Below are 21,493 nucleotides of genomic sequence, written 5' to 3' on the forward strand. Positions count from 1 at the left end.
TTATGAATAAAATAGTAATTGTATTACTAGGTTTCGCTTTATCATTAAATTCTTGTAATAGTAATTCAAAAAAAGAAAATACAGATACAGGGCATAAGAAAGATGCTAAAGTTTATAATGATCAGTACGATTCTTTTGAAGATAAAGGGCAATATTGGCACTTAGAAATGCAAATAAAGCCCAAAAAATACTGGAGTATTACAGGTTTAATACCCAAACTTCATAAAAATGAATTGGGCCATAAAGAATTAACAAAAGGTATGCAATACCATTTGTTATGCCAATCTATTTCTGGTTTGGTAAACAGGGCTGTAGATCAAGGAAAAAGCGATATTGGCATATGGTTGCATGACCATAGTGGCAAAGAATCCTATAAGTTAGCAAAACAAGGATTAGCCCAAATAGGTGTTGAAGAACACGGTGAAACAACAGGAATAGAGCTTGTAACGAAAGCTTATACTGAGGTTAACGGTGTAAAAGTACAAGTGAAAGATTTATTTAATGGTTATGTGTTAACAGATGTTGAAAATAATCCAGAAAGTAATACGGTAGCTACCGTGGCTTCGCATGTGTATAATGCTATTATTGTTGATGTTAGAGATAAAGACTATTTTGATTCATTAGGTTATAAAATGATGTATGATGCGTCAAAAAAAACCACTCAAGATGCATGGAACGAGTTTAAAGATAAATGCAATAATAATGCTTTGGTGGTTATGCCGCTTCAAACAGGAGAACAAAGAGAATTTGCTATCAAAAACAATTTATTTGTAATTAATTTAAACAAAAAATATAACGATGCCTCGGCAGGACAAAACACGGCTTTGTTTAATGAGGTATTGCAGTGGTTAAAACCTGGTTCACCCATTTATGGATGGGAACATGGTGTAGGCGAAGATTTATTTGTAAATAAAGTATCAGAAACTGGAAATATCATGGTTCCGGCAGACTGGATGTACAATTTAAATTTAACGTCTCTACTTTATAAAAAACGTCAAAGTGGGTTAGCAACAGTTCTGGATCCAAAATCGATAGATTTTTCTGAAAAAGGCAAAAAATACGTATCCTATCATTTATCTGATGGCGATAACGTGCAATGGATGATGAATGGCTTTGATGGAGAGTATTATTTTACACACCCCGAAGCCGATAACATGAAAATAGCCTTTGGTCTCCCGGTTGATAATTTATCTATGATGGCTCCAGATGTTATGCAGTTACTGTTCGATAAACAAGGTGAAAATACCTCAATCGTACAGACTTTTGGGGGAGGTTATAACTATGCCGATCTTTTTGGAATAAAAGGAAACAGAGCAGAAAGTTTAAAGCAAATCGCTAATGCCACAGCTGCACATATGCGCCAACACCGCATTAAAGTTTTATCGTTAATGGCAAAAAATGTGAGTTCAAATGAAGCAAAAGAAGCCTACCGAGCCTATATACAAGCCAACAATCAATTAGAGGGTATATTGGCGGTACAATATTCGCCCTATGCCGGTGGTAAAGGTGACATTTATTGGGAAACCAATAGTGATGGTTATGATATTCCAATAATAACCGTTAAATATTCGCTGTGGAATTTTGGAAACAAAAATCATGAACGCGAAGGTACGCCAACATACATCGCCAATAAGTTAAATTCAGAATCTGACAGTAATCCTTTTAATTTGATATCCATTCATGCATGGAGTAGGTTTTCAGATACGGGTAATTCAAAAGATGAAGTGGCAGAAAATGTTTTAGGTCCTATAATAGGTCCGGGAATAGCTAAATTAAACGCTAGCAAATTAAACGATAACTTTAAAATAGTAAATGTAGAAGAATTGATTTGGAGGGTAAAAATGTATTATAAATCAGAACAAACTAAAAAAAGATTAGAATTATTCTAAAATAATGATTAGTTTAGCAGACTAAATCGGTTTAGTTTTGGTTAGAAATAAAAAATACGCGTTAAAAGATATTGCTAATGATTTAAATATATCTAAAACAACAGTATCTTTCGTGCTTAACAATAAAGGTGACGAAAATAAAATTAGTGCCGATACCCAAAAAAGAATTAAAGAATACGCCAAGAAAAATGGATATGTTCCAAACCAATTAGCTAGAGGATTAAGTAGAGGAAAGAGCGAAACCATTGGTTTAATTATACCAAATATTTCAGATACGTTTTATTCTAAAGTGGCGGGTGTGATAGAAAAAGAAGCCCAAGAACAAGGATATACAGTGCTTTTTAGTAGTTCTTATGAAGATCCTAAAAAAGAAGGTAAATTGATACATTCCATGTTAAATAGGCAAGTAGATGGATTAATTATAGCATCTACTCAGCAAAATCAAAAAGAAATTGATTTTTTGAAAAAAGAGAAATTTCCTTTTGTTTTGTTTGATAGATATTATCCTGATAAAGATACAGATTACGTTGTGGTGGATAATTATTTAGGAACAAAAAAAATAACAAAACACTTGTTAGGGCTAGGACGAAAAAAAATAGGACTAATTACCTTAAAACCAGGATTAGAGCCTATTGCGCAAAGATTGCAAGGTTATAAAGACGCTTTAATAGATTTCGATATTAAACCTGAAGAGTCACATATTGTAGAAATTGAGCGAGAATCGTATTTTAAGGAAATAGAAAATGCTATAATAAATCTGATATCTGGTAAAAAAACAGTGGACGCTATTGTGTTTTCTACACATTATTTAGCTTCTCAAGGTTTAAGAGTACTTAAAAAGTTAAGCATAAGTGTACCAAAAGATGTCGCTATTGTTAGTTTTGATGAATTAAGTGCTTTTGATATTGTAGACCCTCCAATAACATCTGTAATTCAACCTACAAATGAAATTGGAAGCACCGCTGTAAAAATATTATTAAATAAGATGAATGGGGCTATTCATGGAAAAACAGAAACCAAAGTGTTAGAGACAAAACTTGAAATTAGAGCGTCTTGTGGTGAGTTAGAATAACTAACAACTTTTTTTAACCAACAACTAAACCGATTTAGTAAGTAAGAATTAAATAAATTAACAATGAAAAAACACTCAATTTTAATCCTGATGTTCGTTTTTAGTTTTGCTTTTGGACAAAAAACGATTAACATTAAATATGTAGAACCTTATGAATATAAGGAGGTCACTGGAAATTTACTAGCAAAAGCTAGTTTAGATATAGCGAATCCTCAATTATTTAAAAAAGTGCTTTTTGATAGTGGAGAAACTATAACAATAAAGCAAGAAGATGGTAAAGCATGGCTTTGGCTACCCGTTTTTGGAACACCAGAAAACATAACCTTTGTCGCTACTTCTAGAAAAAATTCTACAAAACAACTGTTTACCCCATTAGTTACAACAGATTGGGGGTATTTTAATGAAGGTACATTTCATATTATATCATCCTCTCATCAAGACATTGCATGGATGGATACGCCAGCATACTGCAGACATGAACGTATACACGACATTATAGCACCTGCTTTGGATATGATGGATACAGATAAAGCATTTCATTTTGGGATGGAGCAAACACTAAATCTTAAAGAATTTATAGAAGAATTTCCCGATAGAAAAGGAGAAGTTATGCTGCGCTCTAACGAAGGCAGATTTACCTGGGGGGCAACATACAACCAACCTTATGAAGGGATGCAAACCGATGAACAGTTAATTCGTGAAATGTATTTTGGAAGACGCTGGCTTAAAAAGAATTTTGAAGGTAACGATGTGGTAACTGCTTTTAACACTGATGTTCCAGGAAGAACATTACAGTTCCCTCAAATACTAGCCAAATCAGGTGTAGAAAACCTGTTTGTTTCTAGAATGAAAGAAGGTTATTACAATTGGTATTCTCCAGACGGTTCTAAAATACCAACATACAGTCCTGGAAATTATGGTTGGGCGGTTATGTTTTATAAGCTTTTTGAGCAAGATGCTATAGAAGCCATGCATAAACTACAGTCGAGAGTAAAAATGTGGGGAGATTATTATAAAGAAAGAAATTTGCCTCCTCATTTTGCAATACTAATTAGTAACGATGCTGCTGGGCCTGCTAATTATGGTCATATAGTAACAGAATGGAATAATATTATAAAGAAAACAGGTGTTAAAATGCCAAAACTAAAGCATTCTTCTGTAACTGCATTAATGAATGAAATTAAGACACCAGATGCTATTTTTGAAAAAATTTCTGGAGAAAGACCAAATTTATGGTCTTACATTCACGGTCCTGGGCATGCAAAAGCTATTACGGCTTCAAGAAAAGCAGGACGCTTATTGCCTTCAGCAGAAATTTTTGCTTCTATAGATGCTATTTTAAAAGGATCATTTGATAGTTACCCAACAGAAGCCTTATCTAATGCTTTTGAAGAGTCTATTTATCCAGATCATGGATGGGGAGGAAAAAACGGACATATTACCGATAGTATTTTTCGCGCTAAACTAGAATTTGCCGCTTCGGAAGCCGATAGATTAATTGAAAAATCTCTTCAATCCATATCTAAAAACGTAAAAACTAAGCGCAATAATGCCGTTATTGTTTATAACGACCTGTCTTGGGAAAGAACTGCTACAGCTACTTTAGAGATAAAAGACAATTCAAGCTATTATGTGGTTGATGCTAATGGAACAGCTGTGCCTTCCCAAATAAGTAACAGAGATGGTAAAAGAATATTAGAGTTTGTAGCTCCAAATACGCCTCCTTTGGGTTATACTACATTTTATTTAAAACAAGGAAAAAAATCTGTTAAGGTTAAAAAATCAGTCACACCAAATGCCCTAAGTAATGAGTTTTACACCTTGCGTTTAGGAGATGGAGGTTTAACGTATTTATTTGATAATAAATTAAATAAAGAAGTTGTAAAATCAACAAGGTTTTCTGGAGGCGATATTATTACTATGAAATATGATGGTAATGGAGCAGGTGAGTTTACACAAATGACAGAACCTAAAATGGATGGTTTTAATAAAGCAAGTATGCATACAGCAAACTGGGAGATTATTAGTGATGGTAGTGTGTATACGGAATATAGCAACAAAGTTAAATTTAAACATGCAGAGATTGTACAGTATATAAAAGTGCATCACCATATTAAGAAAATTGATGTTTCTGTAGATATTTTAAATTGGGATGGTACTCACAATCGTGAGTTTAGATTTATGTTGCCTTTAGATATGGAAGATTCTACTATCAAATATGAAGTGCCATTAGCCATTGCTGAAGTAGGAAAATCTGAAATGAAACAAGCACCACGTGGATGGGCTTGGGGTGGAACCTATGACCAAAAACCTGTTGAAATCCATCCAAGAGAAGTCATGAATTTTATTTCTTCAGAAAAAGAAGGATTTCAAGTTACCTTGGCTACTGATGTAGCATTGGCAGATTGGATAGACCCAACTAGGGAATCTGTAGAATATACAGTACTTCAAGGTATTCTTATGGCTTCGCATAAAAGCTGTCATGGAGAAGGAAACTGGTATCACCAAACAGGAGATCACCATTTTAAATTTTCAATAACCTCTCACGAAGCTAATGATAATACATCTTATCAATTTGGAAATGGTTCAAATCACCCGTTACAAGTAGTACGAAAAGAAAAGAAAAATTATACAGGTATTTTGTCTACCACTCATAGCTTTTTTAATGTTTCAGATCCTATGGTACGTGTGAGCACAATTAAAAAAGCGGAAGATGATAATGCTATTGTTTTAAGATTAGTGGAACTTAATGGAAAAGCTAGTGAACCAACAATTACACTACCAAAAGCAGCTTCAAAAGTTATAAAAACGAACTTAATTGAAGAAGAAACGGAAACATTAGGATTAAAAGGTAAGAACATAAAAATTGATATAGGTAATAACGCTATTGAAACCTATAAAATTCTAATAAACAATTAATTATTTTAATATACGATATGGATACCACTAATAAAATATGGCAAAATGATAAGGAACTTTACGCCATAGCAAAGTCTGAATTATTTGTTGCCTTAGTCGGCGATATACTTGACACCCTGGGATATCAACATCAATTTTTACCTCCAAATATTAAACCTCTAAATGATGATTTTGTTTTAATAGGCAGGGCCATGCCCGTTTTAGAGGCCGATGTATTTGAAGAAAGTTCTAAAAGCACCAACAACCCAATGATGAAAAAACCTTTTGGGATTATGTTTGAAGCTTTAGACGATTTAAAAGAAGACGAAGTTTACATCTGTTCGGGCTCATCTCCAAGGTATGCACTTTGGGGTGGACTTATGAGTACAAGAGCTATGAAGTTAAAAGCATCAGGAGCTATTCTTCATGGCTATTCTAGAGATACAAATGAAGTTTTAAATCTCAATTTCCCAACCTTTTCTTATGGAGGTTATGCTCAAGATCAAGGCCCAAGAGGTAAGGTAATCGATTATCGTATACCTATAGAAATTGAAGGAACTCGCATTAATCCTGGCGATATTATTTATGGCGATAGAGACGGCGTGGTTATAGTGCCAAAAGAAGTAGAGGAGAAAGTTTTTATAGGGGCTATAGAAAAAGCTAGAGGCGAACAGTTGGTAAAGAAAGCTTTAGAAGAAGGTATGAGTACTGTGGATGCTTACAATAAATTCGGGATTATGTAATATTATACTATGCAAAACTTAAATTAACTAAACTAAAACCAAATATTTATGAGTACTAAAAAATCTAACTACTTATTAGGAATAAGCTTTGTGTCTACCATCGGAGGATTTTTGTTTGGATATGACACCGCTATTATTTCTGGATGTAATTCGTTTTTAGAACAGCATTTTCAATTGTCTGCAGCCATGTTAGGTTGGGTAGTATCATCAGCATTACTAGGTACAATTTTAGGATGTGTAGTGGCTGGGTCTATAACAGATAAATTTGGAAGAAAAAAGGCACTCATTTTAGCAGCAGCTTGTTTAACGGTTTCAGCTTTAGGCTCCATGTTGCCTCCTCAATTTTTAGGAAATTTAGATAATAGTTTTTGGATAACCTCTAATGTTAATTCAGCTTTTAATTTTTTAATAGTCGTGCGGTTAATAGGCGGTATTGGTGTAGGTATAACCTCTGTAGTAGCACCAATTTATATTTCGGAACTTTCTAAACCAGAGAATAGAGGTAAAATGGTTTCTTTGTATCAATTGTCCATTACTTTAGGTATCCTTTTAGCTTTTTTGGTAGATTGGATAGTATTAAGCAATGCTGGCGATGCAGCTGGAGTTATATCAAACGAAGCAAGTTCATTTTGGAATTGGTTATTTGTAGATGAGTTATGGCGTGGTATGTTCGGAACAGAAGTGCCTATTGCATTACTATTTTTATGCTTACTTTTTATAGTACCAGAAACCCCTAGATGGTTAATTACTAAAGGTAGAAAAGTTGAAGCTCTTAAAATAATGGAGAAAATACTCGGTAAAGAAGAAGCTCAAATAGAGATGAAAGCCATAAACGCTTTAGAGAGAGAAGAAACAGGCGGATTTGCTGAACTGTTTCAGCCGTTTTTAAGAATACCACTTTTAATAGGTATTCTACTCCCTATGTTTGCTCATTTAAGTGGTATTGCAGCAATAATGTATTATGCACCAAATATTATTAACGAATCTGTAAAAAGTGTAGAAAGTGCGTTTTTAGGAGCTGTTTTAGTAGGTGTTGTAAATAGTGCGTTTACGTTTGTCGCGATTTCTCGGATTGAAAAATTTGGTAGAAAAAAATTATTAATGATAGGGGTTATTGGTGCATTTATTTCACTGTCTGGCGTAGGTATATTGTTTGCAGTTGGCTCTCAATTCGTTATTATACCATTATTGATGTATGTTGCTAGTTTTGCATTCTCATTTGGTCCAATTGTTTGGGTTATAATTAGTGAAATTTTCCCAACTAGAATAAGAGGTTTGGCAGTGTCCATAGGGAGTTTTTCCTTAATGGTTACCGGTTTTGTAGTCACGTTAACTAATCCTATTTTAATAGAGAAAATTAATGCTTCAGGCACGTTCTTCTTATATGCATTTTTAACCATGCCAGCCATTTGGTTTATCTGGAAATTTGTACCAGAAACTAAAGGCAAAACACTAGAAGAAATTGAAAAGCATTGGCACTCTAAAATTAAGTCTAAAAAGAAAATATAAAATGATAGAAACATACAAAATAGAAGGCGATGGATATCATCCTTTTTTAATTCGAGATGGTTGGCAAGTAGCGCAACTTAACTATCAAGAAGAACAACATATAGATAATATAACAAGATTAGATGTACATCTTAAAACTGATGAGGTTTTTGTTTTAACAAAAGGAAATTCAGTTTTAATTGCAGCCAAAATAGAAAATAATGAACCCGTATTTGAGTTGGAATTGATGGAGCAGCATAAAGTGTATAACATACCACAAAATATGTGGCATAATATAGCCATGGAAAAAGGTAGTGAAGTTATAATTATAGAAAAAGCAAACACACACATTTCCGATTTTGAATTTTTTCCACTAAGTGAAGAAAAACAAATTGAATTAAAACAAAAGGTTAAGACGCTTTTTAGTACAGCTTACTAATAAGAAAATAGTTAAGCTTAATCGATTAAAAATAAGTAATATGAATCATATTGATTTAACAGGTAAAACCGCTTTAGTTACTGGGGGTAGCCAAGGTATAGGCGCCGAAATTTGCAAGCAACTCGCAGCTTGTGGTGCTAATGTTTTTATAAATTATTACAGTAATAAAGAAAAGGCAGAAGTTGTTGCAGAAGAAATTAAAACGGCTTTTAATGTTAAAGTAGCTATTGGTAAAGCAAATGTGTCTAAATATAAAGAGGTTAAAGCTATGTTTAATACATTGGATGAAACACTTGGTACTATAGATATTTTAGTAAATAACGCAGGTAGCGAGAGTGTAAAACATGTTTTAGATTTAGAAGAAGCGGAGTGGGATAGAGTGCTCGATATTAATTTAAAAGGGCCTTTTTTATGTGCTCAAGAAGCAGGACGACGAATGGAATTAAAAAAATCTGGTGTTATTATCAATATCTCATCTATCCATGATACGGTACCAAGAAAAGGTTTAATTCATTATTGTTCTGCAAAAGCGGGTTTAAAAATGTTATCCAAATGTTTGTCTTTAGAATTGGCAGAAAGTAATATAAGAGTGGTTTCGGTAGCACCAGGAGCTATAGAAACCAATATGAACCGAGAAGAAATTAACAAATTTGGTCGCGAAAAATTCAATACATGGATTCCATCAGGACGTGTTGGTAGTGTTTCTGAAGTGGCACATACAGTAGCTTTTCTTGCAAGCGATATGGCGGCTTATATCAATGGTTCAGATCTTTATATTGATGGTGCATATATGAATCATACGATACAGTACGACCCGCGTCCACCTCGTAAAAAACAATAAATTATAATTTTACAAATGAAACTAATACTCTTAACATTAACACTACAAAGTATGGCTATATTCTATACAGGAAGTTACACGCAAGATGGATCACCTGCGGAAACCCCAATAGGTAATGGCATAGGGTGCTTTCAGCTAAATTTAGAAACAGGAGAAATACAAAACCTGTTTTATATCAAGCAACGTAACCCTAGTTATCTTACTATTTCAGCAGATAAAAAATATCTCTATGCTGTAGAGGAAATGCCTGAAAAATTAAACCCCAAGGTATATGCGTACAAAATTGAAGAAGGTGGAGAGTTAACTCTTTTAAACTCACAAAAAATAGAAGGAGACTATGCATGTCACTTAGCTATTATTCAAGATAGGTTGGTTTTAGCCAATTATGTATCAGGAAATATATTGTCTTTTCCAATTCAAAAAGATGGTAGTCTAGGCGTTTGTTCTCAAAATATAAAACATATAGGGACGGGTCCTAATAAGGTAAGACAGGAAGCGGCACATGCCCACATGATTTATCCTTTTGGAAAAAATAGCATGTTTGGGGTCGATTTAACTTTAGATATTGCCAAAGCCTACAAACTAAACAATATATCTAAGCAATGGGAAACCACACCAAACCTTGATATTAAAATTGATGATGGTAATGGTTCTAGACATATGGTAATGAATAGCAATCAAGATTTTGCCTATATATTGGGTGAATTAACTGGTGAAATTTCTGTTGCAGACATAAGAGACAGTAAATCTAAAGTTATACAAAAAATAAGTTTTATTCCAGATGCTCATGCTGGTGCTATTGGTGGTGCAGCCATAAGAATACACCCAAACGGAAAATTTCTATATGCTTCAAATCGAGGTTCAGATACTATTGCAATATTCAAAATTAATAAAGAATCTAATACATTAAGTCTTGTAGGGCATCAATCTACCTTAGGAAAAACGCCAAGAGATTTTAATATTGATAAAACGGGTAAATGGCTCATTGCAGCAAATCAAGACTCGAATACTTTAATAGTTTTCAAAATAAATCCAAACAATGGAATGCTACAAGAGACGTCTAAACTAGAAGCCAATACACCAGTTAATATTTGCTGGTTGTAAACATAAAACTATAAGCTAAAATGATTGAACTTAAAGGTATAGCTTGGGATCATCCAAGAGGGTATGAGCCCTTAATGGCAGCATCCAAAGCGTTCAAGAAGATAAACCCCAAAGTAAACATACAATGGGATGTTCGCTCTTTAAAAGAATTTGGAGACATGCCTATAGAAGAGTTAATTGGCAAGTACGATTTTATAACTATAGACCATCCTTATATGGGGCAAGCCGATAAAAATGGGCTATTACTTAATTTAGAATCATGTATTTCTTTAGAAGAATTACAACAACTAAAATCAGATTCTTTAGGAAATTGTTTTGATATATATCATTACAACAGTCGTTTCTATGCAACGCCTATAGATGCAGCGGCTTTGGTAGCTTCATACAGAAAGGATATTTTTGAAACTTTAGGATTAAGTTTACCCAAAAATGGTAATGATCTTAAAAGCTTTTATAAAAAAATACCATCAGAATTTTCAGTAGCATGGTCATTATGTCCTACTGATATTTGGTGTACATTTTTAAGCCTATGTGCACAAAGCTATGGTCGTCATTTTATCGAAAACCAACATATAAATGCTACAGTAGGTGTAGAGGCTTTAAATGATATAAAGTTTCATATCGCTCATAGTCATCCAGAGTCTTTAAATTGGAATCCTATTCAAATATTAGACAAAATGGGTAATGAAAATGAAATCATTTATTCACCGTATTTATTTGGATACACTAACTATTCCAGAAAAAACTATACTAAAAACATTGTGCATTTTACCAACAGTCCAGTTGGTGCACAACAAGATGTTTCAACCATTATGGGAGGCGTAGGCTTAGCAGTATCAGCTTTAAGTAAACACCCTAATATAGCAGCAAATTTTGTAATGTATGCTGCTAGTTCAGAGATTCAAAAAGGTGTTTTTACTTTAAATGGGGGGCAACCCGCAAGCAAAACGGCTTGGGAAAATGCAGAGAACAATGTGCTATGTAATAACTTTTTTAAAGACACTAAGTTAACTATTGAAAACGCTTACATACGACCACAACATCCAGGATGGAATCAATTTCAAGAGCATGGTGCAGATATTATTCATAAAGGAATATTGAGAAATATAAGTTCCGAAATTATTATGAAAGATTTAAACGCACTTTATAAATCAGTTGGAAATAATGAAGATGTTTAAAACGATACAGATTGAAGTTACCGATAAGATCGCGGTATTAAAATTTAATCGCTCAAGCCAATTGAATGCCATGAACCGCCAAATGATGGATGAAATTGTTGAAGGTATCCGATGGATTAATTCAAATGATGACGTAAATGTCGCTGTAATAACTGGAGAAGGGAGAGCGTTCATGGCAGGAGCTGATATTAAAGAATATGGCAATCAAACGGCAGAAGAATTTGATACGTTTCAGGAAAAAGGAATGCAATTATATGATGCTATCGAAAACGCATCAAAACCTTGGGTTGCAGCTGTAAATGGTTTTGCCTTAGGTGGTGGTTTTGAAATTGCATTGTCTTGCGATTTTATAGTTGCTTCGGAAGATGCAAAAATGGGACTGCCAGAAGTATTTCTAAGTTTAATTCCTGGCGGCGGTGGTACGCAAAGATTAATTCAGAAAATAGGCGTTAACCGCGTTAAAGAAATGTTGTTTTTAGGAGGGCAGTACCATGCTAAAACCTTAAATGATTGGGGTGTTGTAAATGCTGTATTTCCAAATGAGAACTTTCTGTCTGAAGCTATGGATTATGCAGGTAAATTATCCAGAAGACCTCAACAATCTATTGCAGAATTAAAGCGTTTGGTAAATTTAAGTATGACAGCTACCCCTTTTGAAGAACGCATAAATAACGAAGCGCAGACGGTTAAGAAATTGTATTTACAAGAGGAAGCACAAGCGGCTATTCAAAAATTTATAAAAAAATCTGACCAATAAATTATGGAGCAACACGGACCATTAAAAGGTTTAATAGTAGCCGATTTTTCGCAATTGGCGCAAGGCCCTTGGGCTACCCAAATGTTGGGAGATATGGGTGCAGAAATTATTAAAATAGAACCACCTAAAGGCGATTGGATGCGACACTATGCTTATGGCAATATGTATCCAGAAGGTGAGAGTATCTCTTTTGTTAGTTTCAATAGAAATAAAAGAAGTATTGCTTTAAATTTAAAAGATGCTACTGATAAAAAAATAGCAATTGATATTATTAAAAAGGCAGATGTTTTAGTAGAAAATTTTCGTCCTGGAGTTATGGAACGGTTGGGGTTAGGTTATCAAGATATGCGAAAATTAAACGAGGGTTTAGTGTATTGTTCAAGCTCAGGATATGGAGCCTCGGGACCTTATTTACACAGACCTGGTCAAGATTTATTGGCGCAGTCTATAAGTGGAGGGCCCGCTTTAAATGGTTTTAAAGGGCAGATTCCGGTGGTAACCGCTGTAGGACAAGCAGATTTGTTAACAAGTTTATTTATCAATCAATCTGTTTTAGCTGCTATTTACTCCAGAGAAAAAACGGGGAAAGGACAAAAAATAGAAGCTAATCTACTCAATTCAGCGGTTGGGTTTCATGTACAGGAAATTACTGCTTTTTTACATCGAGGAAGTAACCCTGAACGAAGTGAAAGCGGTATTCCAAATCCATGGATTGGGGCTCCTTATGGTATATATCGTACTAAAGATAGTTATATCTCAATAGGGATGTGTTCTGTGCAGAAAATAGCACAAACTATTGGTCTTGAAAAATATAATTCTGAAACATTTAACTCTAATAACATTATTGAAAATCGTGATGTTATCAAGTTGGATATTGAAGCGGTTTTAAAGACTAAAACAACTAAAGTATGGTTAGAAGAGCTTTTAGCACAAGATATTTGGTGTTCTCAGGTTAATACATTTAAGGAAATGGTTACCGACCCCCAAATAAAACATAACGAGATGATATTGGAGTACAACCACCCAAAAGTAGGCAAGGTTAAAACAACAGGATTTCCTGTAAAATTTAGTGATACACCGCAAAATATTGATAGACCAGCACCTCTATTAAATCAGCATGCCGAAGAGATATTAAAAGAGATTTGTGGTTATTCGGAAGAAACAGTTAAAGCATTTAAAAAAAATATATAAAACTACTATAACATGAAATTAGGATTTGGATTATACCGTCACATGCTTAACGAACAGCATTATAAATTTGCTAAACAATGTGGTGCTACGCATTTAGTAGTGCACATGGTAGATTATTTTGGTAATACAGATAATAATAAATCAAATGCCAACCAACCCATTGGAGGCGATAGAGGTTGGGGTAACGCAGGAAATGGCGAGCTATGGACTTTAGAAGAGCTTCTAAAAATTAAAGCAGATATTAATAGTCATGGTTTAGAGTGGTACGCTATTGAAAATTTCGACCCTTCTATTTGGCATGATATTCTTTTAGATGGGCCAAAAAAAGAGGAACAAATAGCGTTGGTAAAAGAGCAAATTAAAATTGTAGGACAAGCAGGTATTCCTGTTTTTGGTTACAATTTTTCATTGGCAGGAGTTTCCAGTAGAGTTGAAAAACCTTTTGCCCGCGGTGGTGCGGTTTCAGTAGGAATGGAAGGTTCGGTAGATGAAACACCTATACCAAACGGTATGGTATGGAATATGGTCTATGACGACAATGCCCCAAAGGGCACCGTAGAAAGAGTGTCGCACGCTATACTTTGGGAACGCCTACAATACTTTTTAGACCACATAATACCAGTAGCTGAAGAAGCCGGAGTTAAAATGGCAGCACACCCAGACGATCCACCAATGCCTTATGTTAGAAACACACCAAGATTGGTGTATCAACCAGATATGTATCAGCGTCTTATAGATATCAAACCAAGTGATAATAATAACTTAGAATTCTGTTTAGGAACCATTTCTGAAATGACCGAAGGCAATGTGTATGAAGCCACAGACCAATACAGCAAGCAAAACAAGATAGCCTATATTCATTTTAGAAATGTTGTTGGTAAAGTGCCTAATTATAAAGAGGTATTTGTAGATGAGGGCGATATTGATATGTTTAAGATTTTAGAAATTTTAAAACAAAATAACTTTGAAGGTATATTAATTCCAGATCACACCCCACAAATGAGTTGTGATGGCTCATGGTATGCTGGTATGGCATACGCTATGGGTTATATGAAAGCGGCATTAAGAGCCATTAATAATATAACCTAGTACGAGGTAATATGTACGAAAACATGATAGTTTAAAACGTTCTAGGGCTTACTATTCTTAATGGTCGTTTTTTTATTTTTCTAACCTGCAAAAAAGCAGAAAACATCATATTTTTTTATCGTATTGGTTTAAAAGTAGTTAAGTACAAGTAAATATAGAACGAAGTACATGACCTCAATCATTGGAGTGAATCATTAGTGCCAATATGGTATTTTAGTCTTAAATGATACCAACGTTAATTTTCTTAATTTACCATTTTATGAAACTGGAACTATAAAAAAAGAATAGTATTAGTAATAAAGATATTGCTGTTTTAAAGGCATTAATACACGAGGTAAAACCACATCCAATATATGGCGCTGGAGATTTAGCAGACCCGCATGGTACACATAAAGTATGTCTTGATGGATTGTTCATGACCATAGATGAGTTATAAAATGTAATGACTATATGAAAAATTGTTGGGTGTGGTTATATAAAGGAGCATAGCATGAAAGGGAATCTTATCAAATAGAAAATGCTGTGCCTTTAAGTCCAGATGAGGTGTTAAAAAAACGACATGCCATTTTTTATTATCAATCAAAAAAAAGATGGCGTTATGTTTCAAGGAGACGATACTAGGGCGTTTTTGGAAAGAGTTGAAGGTAGAAATAGGCTAACCGCTATGAAATATAACCGTTTAGGTCTAGCAGATTATGTTGCTATTGAAGCATTTAAGCCCAACCTTTTTTAAGCGCTTTATGCTGTTTTTGTTAGTATTTTTTTCTTAGCTTTTTCGAGGTAAGAACGACCTATAGTATATCTCATCCCTTCTATTTCAATACTGTTTCCTTCAACAACATCTATTTTATTTAAAGCTATAGTGTAAGATCTATGGATACGAATAAAGTCTTTTTCGGGAAGTAGTTCTGTAAAATCGGATAATGTGCTGTGTATTATGTGTTTACCGTTTGTGGTGTATATTTTTAAATAATCTTTGAGGCATTCAATAATTAGAATTTCATCTAAGTATATTTTTTTCATTTTCTTTTTATCAATTTTGATAAAGAGGTGTGGGCGAGATTTAGATAAACTAGTGTTAGCTATATCTTTATTGTTGCTATTTAATCTTCTTTCAACTTTGTTTAGAGCTTGCATTAACCTTGAAAACTCAATAGGTTTAAGCAAGTAATCTAGCACATCAAGCTCATAAGTTTCAACAGCAAATTCATCATAAGCCGTGGTGATGATAAGGATTGGTGGGTTTTTTAAACTTTTAATAAAATTTAAACCATCTAAAACAGGCATATTGATGTCTAAAAAAATAACATCTACAGAGGCTGTTTTTAAAAAGTTTAAAGCATCAACAGCATTACTAAAGGTCTTAATTAATTCATAGCCTTCTATTTGCTGTAAATAGTTTTTAATAACATTAATAGCCAATGGCTCGTCGTCTACAATTAAGCATTTTATACTCATGATACCTTTATTTTTAGTTTAACAAAAAAAGTATTGGTGTTTTTATTTTCTTTAAGCGTGAGTTGATAGTCATTTTCATTATAGCCTAAAGCAAGTCGTTTTCGTACGTTTTTCAACCCTATACCTCCTGAATCGCTAATAGAACTGGATTGTGTAACTTTTGAAGGTAATGGATTAGTAACCGTAAAGTAAAGAAAGTTTTCTAAAATATCTAAAGTTATAGTTATTTTTATTAATCCAATATTTTTATTCACACCATGTTTAAAAGCATTTTCTATAAACGAAAGTAATAAAATTGGGGCAATTTTTTTGTCTTTAATCTCTCCAGAGATAGCCATTTTAACCTCTAAGGAATCATCATGCCGTATTTTTTCTAAGTCTAGATAATTTTGAATACAAAGAATTTCGTTCTCTAATGTTTGTCGTTTTTTTCTTGTTTCATATAATAGATACCGCATTAATTCGGATAGCTTTAGAATTATTTTTGATGTTTTGTCAGATTTCTCTAAAGCTAATGCGTGGATGTTATTAAGCGTATTAAAAAAAAAGTGGGGAGAAATTTGAGTTTTAAGAAAAAGTAATTCTGTTTCTAAATTTGCCTTTTCAAGATCAGCAACATGTTTATGTTCTCTTAAAAAATCAAAGGTAATTTTAATAGCCGTTACAAATGTTATTACATAAAGTTCCCCAATCATCATATCTATGGCATAATTAAATGTGAAGTTATTGGTTACAGAAGGACCTTCGGGCCAAACATTTGTACTAACTAAAAAGTAGGTTAAATTAAATTTTATAACAACCATCAAGAATATACTAGATAATAATGAAATTATAAAGGTTAAATACCACTTTTTAAAAAGTAGTCGGGGAATTAGTACATAAATAACAAAATAACACAATACCATATGGATAGGAAACCCTATCAAATTAGTTTTTAAGGAATAGGCATAATCATTAAAGTAACTTCCCCATCTCAAAGCATTTGATAAAAAGTAGATTATCCAAAAAATAACATGATACATAAAGGATATTTGATGGTTACGTCCAGAATCGAGTTTTATTTTTGCCATAAATAGAAGTGGGGTTTTAAACTAATGGGGTTTAGATTAAATAATGGTGTTTAGCTTGGTTAATATGTTATCCGTCTAAAATTATTTGTTACCTCCGTAAAATTATGAATTTTTACATTAAGAGAATTAATTATTTACTATGAACCGTTATATTACACTTTTTTTATTGCTATGCTTTTTAATTAGTTGCAAAAATAAAGAGCTAATAAATAAAAATACCAAACCTATTTTAATAACTAAAGTAAATCCATTTATAGGCACTGGAGGTCATGGGCATACGTATCCTGGAGCTACTACTCCTTTTGGAATGTTACAAGTTAGTCCCGTAAATGGCATAGCTAGTTGGGATTGGTGCTCTGGTTATCATTATTCAGATTCTATAACTATAGGGTTTAGTCATTTAAGTTTAAGTGGTACAGGTATTGGAGATCTAGCCGATATTCTTTTAATGCCTACAAACAAGGAGTTTGATTTATCAATAACCCCAAATTCTAGAGACCGTTTAGCATACAAATCTAAATATAGTCATGGAAATGAAATTGCTACACCAGGATATTACCAAGTTTTTTTGGAAGACTCAGGAGTGAATGTAGAACTAACAACATCTCAAAGAACGGCTTATCATAAATATACTTTTAAACAAAATGAACAGCAATCTGTTGTTGTTAATTTGGGTTTTGCTATAAATTGGGATAAGGCTACAAAATCTGCAATAACTATTGAAGATGAGCAAACCATAAGTGGTTACAGGTTTAGTGAAGGATGGGCAAAAAATCAAAAAGTATTTTTTGTTGCCAAATTTTCAAAACCGATATCACATTCAAAACTATATTCTGATGGCATAGTAAGTGATACTAAAAGTTCTGAAGGAATGAAAACGGCATCACAACTATTTTTCAAAACTAATAATAATGAAGAGTTATTGGTAAAAGTAGCTTTATCTTCAGTAAGTATAGCGAATGCTAAAGACAATTTGGAAGCAAATGGTTTTAATTTTGATGCTGTTAAAAAAGACACCGAAAGTATATGGAATAATGCTTTAGCTAAAATTCAAGTAGAAACCCCAATAGACTCTTTAAAAACTATATTCTATACCGCACTATATCATAGCCAATTGGCGCCAGTAACTTTTAGTGATAAAAATGGGCAGTTTAGAAAAGAAAATGATAGCATTATAAAAGCAGATAATTATACAGCTTATTCTACCCTATCGCTTTGGGATACTTTTAGAGCTCAACAGCCTTTACTTACATTAATAGCTCCACATAAAGTTAAGGATATCATAAAGTCTATGTTGGCATACTACGAAACCAAAAAAATACTACCGGTTTGGACCTTGTATGGGAATGAAACAAATACCATGACTGGCTATCACTCCATACCAGTAATTGTAGAAGCTTACCTAAAAGGTATACGTGGTTTTGATGCTGAAAAAGCATATGAAGCTATGAAAACAACAATGATGCAAGATGAAAGAGGGTTAGCGTATTATAAAAAATATGGATATATTCCTTACCATTTGCAAGATGAATCTGTAACTATAACTCTTGAATATGCCTATGATGATTGGTGTGTGGCACAAATGGCAAAGGCATTAGGTAAAGAAGAAGATTATAACTTTTTTCATGAACGCTCTAAAGCATATCAATATTTATTCGATAATGAAACAGGGTTTATGCGTGGGAAATCTGACGATGGAATATCATGGAACGAACCCTTTGATCCTAAGTACTCTAACCATAGAGAGCATACAGATTATACAGAAGGAAATGCATGGCAGCATAGTTGGTTTGTGCCTCATAATGTTGAAGATTTTATTAAACTTCACGGCAGTAACACTATTTTTACCAACAGGCTAGAGCAGTTATTTACTGAAAATTCTAAAATTACAGGAGATAATGTGTCCGTAGATATATCTGGTTTAATTGGTCAATATGCTCATGGTAACGAACCTAGTCACCATATACCTTATTTGTTTAATAAAGCAGGCGCACCATGGCGAACTCAATATTGGGTAAGGCATATTTTAGATACACAATATAATACCACGCCAAACGGGTTAAGTGGTAATGAAGACTGTGGACAAATGAGTGCATGGTATGTATTAAGCTCCATAGGATTGTATCCTTTAAATCCAGCTTCAGGAGAATATGAAATTGGTAGTCCTATCTATGAAAAGACAACTATAAATCTTTCAAAAAATAAAGCATTTAATATTATAGCCAAAGGGGTTTCGAGTAAAAATATTTACATACAATCTGCAACTCTTAATGGAGAGGTTTTTAATAGAACCTCTATATCACATAAAGAAATATTAGACGGTGGCACCTTACATTTTGTAATGGGAGAAACGCCTAATAAGAGTTGGGGATTAACTAAAACTAGGGGAAATAATGAATAGTATTGATGTTGCAATTATTATATCTTATATATTACTAACACTAGGCGTTGGAGTTTGGATATCTAAAAGAGCGTCCAAAGGATTAGATTCTTATTTTTTAGGAGGAAAAAGTATCAAATGGTATTACTTAGGGCTAAGTAATGGTTCCGGAATGTTTGATGTATCTGGTACCGCATGGATGGTTGGCATCCTTTTCTTATACGGTGTTAAGAGTTTCATGTTTATGTGGATGTGGCCAATTTTTAATCAAATTTTTGTAATGATATTTTTAGCAGCTTGGATAAGACGCTCTAATATTATGACAGGTTCTGAGTGGATTTTAACACGTTTTGGAGATGGAAAATCTGGAAGAGCCTCACACTTAATAGTCGCTATTTTTGCTATTATAGCATCTGTTGGTTTTATAGCCTATTTTTTCGAAGGGGTTGGAAAGTTTATGACTATTATTTTACCCTGGGATTTAACATTGGTGATGGGGGATGCCGTGTTGTTAAGTTCAGACCAAAACTATGCCTTAATTATTATATTCTTAACCACTATATACACCATTAAAGGCGGTATGTTTTCTGTTGTTGCTACCGAGGTTTTACAATATTTTATTATGGTATTAGCCGGCGTGCTCGTTGCGGTATATGCTTTTATAACAGTAACAGATTTGCAAATTACAAGTGTGCTTTCTGCAGATTGGAGTAATGTGTTTTTTGGTGCAGAACTAGAGGGGTCATGGTCAGGGAGGTTTGAAGCTTTTAATACTTTAATAGATACTCATGGCTATAAAATGTTTGGTGCATTTATTGGTATGTCTCTTTTTAAAGGTTTTTTTGCTAGTATTGCTGGGCCAACACCAAGCTATGATATGCAACGTATTTTATCTACTCGGTCTGTGAAAGAAGCAGCTTATATGAGCGGATTTACAAATCTTGTGCTTTTTATACCAAGGTATTTACTTATTGGTGGTATTGTTGTTTTAGGATTGGTGTTTTTAGCTCCCGAAATGGCAAACTCTAGTTCACTAAGTCTAGGAGATTTAGAAGTTATTTTACCTAAAGTAATCAATAATCATGTACCTGTGGGGATTAAAGGCTTGTTGTTGGCAGGCTTGTTGGCAGCTTTTATGTCAACATTTTCAGCGTATGTAAATTCGGGGCCAGCATATATTGTTAACGATATTTATAAAAAGTATTTTAAACCTTCAGAAACTCCTAAGCATTATATAAAAGCAAGTCATTTAGCATCATTTGCTATTGTTTTTTTAGGGGTATTTATGGGGTTTTTTGCAGAATCCATTAACTCATTAACCCTATGGATTACTAGTGCGCTTTTTGGTGGTTATGTAGCGGCAAATTTTTTAAAATGGATTTGGTGGCGTTTTAATGGTTGGGGGTATTTTTGGGGTATGACGTCAGGTTTGATTATAGCAACTCTTCAATTTTTATTAGATCAAAATAAAGCTAATTTCGAAGAGGGTAGTTGGTTGTTTGATGCTGCGCACTTACCAGCTATTTATGTGTTTCCAGTAATATTTGTAGTATCTTTATTGGGATCATTTTTAGGCACTTGGTTTACTCCTGCAACTAATATGGAAACTTTAAAAAGTTTTTATTCAACTGTACGGCCTTGGGGATGGTGGAATCCTGTTTATAAAACACTTAAAAATGAAAACGAGAGTTTTGAAAAAAATAACGATTTTATTAGCGATATGCTAAATTGTATTGTTGGAGTTGTTTGGCAATCTAGTATGATATTGCTACCTATATATCTCATGATAAGAGATTATCCAAAAATGTGGATAGCGCTTGCAGTGTTTATATTAACAACCGTTATTTTAAAATTCACTTGGCTAGATAAAGTAAAAAAATATAAAAATTAAATAAA

16 protein-coding genes and 1 pseudogene are annotated in these 21,493 nt (G+C 33.5%); 15 read left to right on the forward strand and 2 right to left on the reverse strand.

All coding sequences use genetic code 11. From position 1 onward, the window contains the following. The first annotated feature begins 2 nt into the window (after positions 1–2). The 13 genes and pseudogenes from FQU21_RS11035 to FQU21_RS17710 form a co-directional block, all read left to right on the forward strand. A complete protein-coding gene (locus FQU21_RS11035; RefSeq protein WP_222708007.1) occupies positions 3–1,889 on the forward strand; it encodes a GxGYxYP domain-containing protein in 1,887 nt (628 codons plus the stop codon). Between the two features lie 37 nt (positions 1,890–1,926). After that, entirely contained in the window at positions 1,927–2,961 is a 1,035-nt protein-coding gene (locus FQU21_RS11040; protein WP_147678064.1) for a LacI family DNA-binding transcriptional regulator, read from the forward strand. A 63-nt stretch (positions 2,962–3,024) separates the two neighbouring features. Then, on the forward strand, positions 3,025–5,880 hold the full coding sequence (locus FQU21_RS11045) for a glycoside hydrolase family 38 N-terminal domain-containing protein (protein WP_147678065.1): 2,856 nt from the start codon (positions 3,025–3,027) through the stop codon (positions 5,878–5,880). 17 nt (positions 5,881–5,897) lie between these two features. After that, on the forward strand, positions 5,898–6,602 hold the full coding sequence (locus tag FQU21_RS11050) for an RraA family protein (protein ID WP_147678066.1): 705 nt from the start codon (positions 5,898–5,900) through the stop codon (positions 6,600–6,602). A 48-nt stretch (positions 6,603–6,650) separates the two neighbouring features. After that, the gene (locus FQU21_RS11055) at positions 6,651–8,111 is read left to right on the forward strand and encodes a sugar porter family MFS transporter (RefSeq protein WP_147678067.1); all 1,461 of its coding nucleotides are present in this window, start codon (positions 6,651–6,653) and stop codon (positions 8,109–8,111) included. Between the two features lies 1 nt (position 8,112). Continuing rightward, a complete protein-coding gene (locus FQU21_RS11060) occupies positions 8,113–8,529 on the forward strand; it encodes a hypothetical protein (RefSeq protein WP_147678068.1) in 417 nt (138 codons plus the stop codon). A gap of 40 nt (positions 8,530–8,569) precedes the next feature. Beyond that, positions 8,570–9,370: an SDR family NAD(P)-dependent oxidoreductase gene (locus FQU21_RS11065; protein WP_147678069.1), complete on the forward strand. Its 801-nt coding sequence runs from the start codon at positions 8,570–8,572 to the stop codon at positions 9,368–9,370. Between the two features lie 15 nt (positions 9,371–9,385). Beyond that, positions 9,386–10,474: a lactonase family protein gene (locus FQU21_RS11070; protein ID WP_147678070.1), complete on the forward strand. Its 1,089-nt coding sequence runs from the start codon at positions 9,386–9,388 to the stop codon at positions 10,472–10,474. 20 nt (positions 10,475–10,494) lie between these two features. Then, entirely contained in the window at positions 10,495–11,652 is a 1,158-nt protein-coding gene (locus FQU21_RS11075) for an extracellular solute-binding protein (protein ID WP_147678071.1), read from the forward strand. Further along, positions 11,639–12,409 carry an enoyl-CoA hydratase/isomerase family protein gene (locus FQU21_RS11080; RefSeq protein ID WP_147678072.1) on the forward strand — a complete coding sequence of 257 codons (771 nt, stop codon included), beginning with the start codon at positions 11,639–11,641 and terminating at the stop codon, positions 12,407–12,409. The genes FQU21_RS11075 and FQU21_RS11080 overlap by 14 nt, the downstream gene beginning before the upstream one ends. A 3-nt stretch (positions 12,410–12,412) precedes the next feature. Further along, on the forward strand, positions 12,413–13,600 hold the full coding sequence (locus FQU21_RS11085) for a CaiB/BaiF CoA transferase family protein (protein WP_147678073.1): 1,188 nt from the start codon (positions 12,413–12,415) through the stop codon (positions 13,598–13,600). 12 nt (positions 13,601–13,612) lie between these two features. Continuing rightward, complete coding sequence (locus FQU21_RS11090; RefSeq protein WP_147678074.1) at positions 13,613–14,689, forward strand: mannonate dehydratase; 1,077 nt, start codon at positions 13,613–13,615, stop codon at positions 14,687–14,689. Positions 14,690–14,914: 225 nt separating this feature from the next. Next, positions 14,915–15,422: pseudogene (locus FQU21_RS17710) on the forward strand (glucosamine-6-phosphate deaminase); the annotation flags it as partial. 5 nt (positions 15,423–15,427) lie between these two features. On the opposite strand, the gene FQU21_RS11100 reads toward FQU21_RS17710, so the two are convergent. Together FQU21_RS11100 and FQU21_RS11105 are read right to left on the reverse strand one after the other, a co-directional pair. Next, complete coding sequence (locus FQU21_RS11100) at positions 15,428–16,147, reverse strand: LytR/AlgR family response regulator transcription factor (protein ID WP_147678075.1); 720 nt, start codon at positions 16,145–16,147, stop codon at positions 15,428–15,430. After that, entirely contained in the window at positions 16,144–17,217 is a 1,074-nt protein-coding gene (locus tag FQU21_RS11105) for a sensor histidine kinase (protein ID WP_147678076.1), read from the reverse strand. Before FQU21_RS11105 ends, FQU21_RS11100 begins: the two co-directional genes overlap by 4 nt. A gap of 139 nt (positions 17,218–17,356) precedes the next feature. Here FQU21_RS11105 and FQU21_RS11110 point away from each other — a divergent pair, with 139 nt between their 5' ends. Together FQU21_RS11110 and FQU21_RS11115 are read left to right on the forward strand one after the other, a co-directional pair. Next, a complete protein-coding gene (locus FQU21_RS11110) occupies positions 17,357–19,618 on the forward strand; it encodes a GH92 family glycosyl hydrolase (protein WP_147678077.1) in 2,262 nt (753 codons plus the stop codon). Continuing rightward, positions 19,611–21,488 carry a sodium:solute symporter family protein gene (locus FQU21_RS11115; protein WP_147678078.1) on the forward strand — a complete coding sequence of 626 codons (1,878 nt, stop codon included), beginning with the start codon at positions 19,611–19,613 and terminating at the stop codon, positions 21,486–21,488. The genes FQU21_RS11110 and FQU21_RS11115 overlap by 8 nt, the downstream gene beginning before the upstream one ends. Positions 21,489–21,493: the final 5 nt, after the last annotated feature.

Source organism: Algibacter pacificus, from assembly GCF_008033385.1.
Taxonomy (GTDB): Bacteria; Bacteroidota; Bacteroidia; order Flavobacteriales; family Flavobacteriaceae; genus Algibacter; species Algibacter pacificus.